Annotated in this window: 4 protein-coding genes; all 4 read left to right on the top strand. The window is 69.1% G+C overall.

The window, feature by feature from the left end; genetic code table 11:
* On the top strand, window positions 1–203 hold a 203-nt coding region (locus BKN37_RS26440; RefSeq protein WP_095407148.1), incomplete at its 5' end, for a WXG100 family type VII secretion target.
* 166 nt (window positions 204–369) lie between these two features.
* Window positions 370–1,269 carry an ESX secretion-associated protein EspG gene (locus BKN37_RS26445; RefSeq protein WP_071030198.1) on the top strand — a complete coding sequence of 300 codons (900 nt, stop codon included), beginning with the start codon at window positions 370–372 and terminating at the stop codon, window positions 1,267–1,269.
* 210 nt (window positions 1,270–1,479) lie between these two features.
* Complete coding sequence (gene eccD, locus BKN37_RS26450) at window positions 1,480–2,994, top strand: type VII secretion integral membrane protein EccD (RefSeq protein WP_071030199.1); 1,515 nt, start codon at window positions 1,480–1,482, stop codon at window positions 2,992–2,994.
* On the top strand, window positions 2,972–3,438 hold a 467-nt coding region (locus BKN37_RS26455), incomplete at its 3' end, for a S8 family serine peptidase (RefSeq protein WP_242657374.1). The genes eccD and BKN37_RS26455, both read left to right, overlap by 23 nt.

Raw genomic sequence — 3,438 nt, forward strand, 5'->3', positions numbered from 1 at the left:
ATCAGGCGATCATTGCCGATGTGTTGGCTGCCGGTGACTTTTGGGGTGGGTCGGGGTCGGTGGCCTGCCAGGAGTTCATCACCCAGTTGGGTCGTAACTTCCAGGTGATTTATGAGCAGGCGGCCACCCACGGCACCAAGGTGCAGACCGCTGGCGGCAACATGGCCTCCACCGACGGCGCGGTCAGCGCCAGCTGGGCCTGATATCCGGATGCCACTGGCGCCGGGTGTGAACTGGTCGCGACACGCGCCACCGTCACACCCGGCGCGGTGACAGCTGACTAAACGCGACGGCACACCGGTCACGGTGTGCCGTCGCGTGTTGCAATAGGCACGTACGCACAGCGGCGAAGGCTAATGGAGGGTAGCGATGGATCCGAGCACCAGAACTGACATCACCGTCAACGTCGAGGGCTTCTGGATGCTGCAAGCACTGCTCGACATCCGCCATGTGGCGCCCGAGCTGCGGTGTCGGCCGTTCGTCTCGACCGATTCCAACGACTGGCTGAATGAGCATCCCGGCATGGCGGTGATGCGCGAGCAGGGGATCGTCGTCGGCGACGCGGTCAACGAGCAGGTCGCGGGGCGAATGAAGGTACTGGCCGCACCCGACCTCGAGGTCGTCGCGTTGCTGTCCCGCGGCAAACTGCGCTACGGCATTATCGACGACGAGGATGCGCCGCCGGGAACCCGCGACATTCCCGACAACGAATTCCGCGTGCTGTTGGCCCGCCGCGGCGAGCACTGGGTGTCGGCGGTGCGGGTGGGCACCGACATCACCGTCGACGACGTGTCGATCACCGACGCCTCGTCGATCGCGGCGCTGGTGCTCGACGCCCTGGAGTCCATCCACCACACCGACCCGGCCCAGATCACGGCGGTCAACGTCCCGCTGGAGGAAATGCTGGAGGTCACCCAGAGCTGGCAGGAGTCGGGGTTCAACGTCTTCTCCGGCGGCGACCTGCGGCGGATGGGCCTGTCGGCGGCCACCATCGCCGCCCTGGGGCAGGCGCTGTCGGATCCGGAGGCCGAGGCGGCGGTCTACGCGCGGCAATACCGCGACGACGCCCGGGCGCCCAGCGCCTCGGTGCTCTCGCTCAAGGATGGCTCCGGCGGCCGCATCGCGCTGTATCAGCAGGCCCGCACGGCCGGCTCCGGGGAGGCGTGGCTGGCGATCTGTCCGGCCACCCCACAGTTGGTGCAAGTCGGGGTCAAGACCGTTTTGGACACACTTCCGTACGGGTCCTGGAAAACGCATCGCAGAGTTTAACGCAGGGGAACGAAAAACCAGACGCGGCAAAGGGTTACGTAGCATGCGTCGTCGTCGTGCGGATAGAGCACAATGGCCCTAGAATTGGGCGACACTATAAATCCACCAAAATGAGGCAGCAGGCATGGATTCAGTATTTGTCGGGCGCAACCGCCCACCGGATATGGCCTCGGCCGATCTGGAAATAGCTCGATCGAGGGCGGTGGGACGGTGACGGCGATGGTCGAGGTTGCGCAGCCCGACACCGAGCCCTCGGTCACCGCGCCGCGTGCCGCGGTGGTCGGCATCATGGCCGGCGCCGGCGTGCAGATCGGCGTGCTGCTCGACGCCGACGCCCCGGTGTCGGTGATGATCGACCCGCTGCTGAAGGTCATCAACAGCCGACTGCGGGAGCTGGGGGAGAAGCCCCTGGAGGCCAAGGGCCGCGGCCGGTGGGTGTTGTGCCTGGTCGACGGGACCGCGCTGCGGTCCACCCAGTCGCTGACCGAACAAGAGGTGTACGACGGCGACCGGCTGTGGCTGCGGTTCGTCGAGGACACCGAGCGTCGCTCGCAAGTCATCGAGCACATCTCGACCGCGGTGGCGGTGAACCTGTCCGAGCGGTTCACCGCGATCAACCCGGTGACCGCCGTCCAGGTGGGCGTCGCGATGCTGGCGACCGGGGTGCTGCTGGCGGTGGGCCTGCTGGGCGGCTGGCGGTACCGGCACGACAGCTGGCTGGCGGCCGGCTGGGCCGGGGTCATCGCGGTGCTGGTATTCGCCGCGGCGGTGCTGATCCTGCTGCGGGCACGCACCGTGCCCGAACACCGGGTGGGGGACATCTTGCTGCTCACCGCGTTGCCGGCGCTGGCGGTCGCGGCCGCCGCGGCGGTCCCCGGACCGGTGGGGGCGCCGCACGCCGCGTTCGGGTTCGGCGTGGCCGGGGTGACCGCGCTGCTGCTGATGCGGTTCACCGGCCGTCGGCTGGGCATCTACACCGCGATCATCACGATCAGCGTCGGCGTGATGCTGGTGGGCGTCTTGCGGATGGTGGCACTGACCGGGGCGGTCACGCTGATGGGCTGCCTGCTGCTGGCCTGCGTGCTGGGCTATCAATTCGCCCCCTCGCTGTCCCGGTGGCTGACCGGCATCCGGTTGCCGGTGTTCCCGTCGGCGACCAGCCGCTGGGTGTTCGAAGCCCGCCCCGACCTGCCCACCACCGTGGTGAAGGCCGAAGGCGCCGCCCCGGTGCTGGAAGGCCCCGAATCGGTGCGCGAAGTGGTGCTGCGCGCCGAGCGGGCCCGGTCGTTCCTGACCGGCCTGCTGGCCGGCCTGGGTGTGCTCATCGCGGCGTCGGCGGCCGGACTGTGCGACCCGAGCTCCGATCGACGCTGGCTGCCGCTGTTTTTGGCCGGTTTCACCGCCGGGTTCTTGATCCTGCGGGGCCGCTCCTTCCTGGACCGCTGGCAGGCGATCACGGTGACGGTCACCGGCGTGGCGATCCCGGCCATCGTCGCGGTGCGCTACGTGGTGGTGCTATGGACACCGGCGGCGCTCTCCATCGGGGTGGCGGTGCTGATCGTGCTCCCGGCGGCCGGGCTGATCGCCGCCGCGGTGGTGCCCAACACCATCTACAGCCCGCTGTTCCGCAAACTCGTGGAGTGGGTGGAGTACCTGTGCCTGATGCCGTTGTTCCCGCTGGCGCTGTGGTTGATGAACACCTATGAAGCCATCCGGTACCGGTAACGGCTGGCCGCGGTGCAGCCGTGCGGCCGCCGCGACCGCGACCACGCTGCTGGTGGCGGCCGGCGCGCTGGCCGGGGCGCTGCCGGCCGCGGCCATCGACCGCCCGGCGATCGACCCCGCCGCGCTCCCGCCGGACAGCCCACCCGGGCCCGAACAGCCGATGCGGCAGACGTCCTACTGCACGGAGGTTGGGGTGTTGCCGGGCACCGACTTTCGGGTCCAGCCGAAGTTCCTGGACATGCTGAACCTGCCGGAGGCGTGGCAATTCGGCCGGGGCGGCGGGGTGAAGGTTGCCGTCATCGACACCGGGGTAACCCCGCATCCGCGGCTGCCCAACCTCACCGGTGGCGGGGACTACGTGATGGGCGGCGGTGACGGGTTAACCGACTGCGACGCCCACGGCACCCTGGTGGCGTCGTTGATCGCCGCCGCACCGGCCAACGG

The sequence above is a fragment of the Mycobacterium talmoniae genome, assembly GCF_001854525.1.
GTDB classification, from domain to species: Bacteria; Actinomycetota; Actinomycetes; order Mycobacteriales; family Mycobacteriaceae; genus Mycobacterium; species Mycobacterium talmoniae.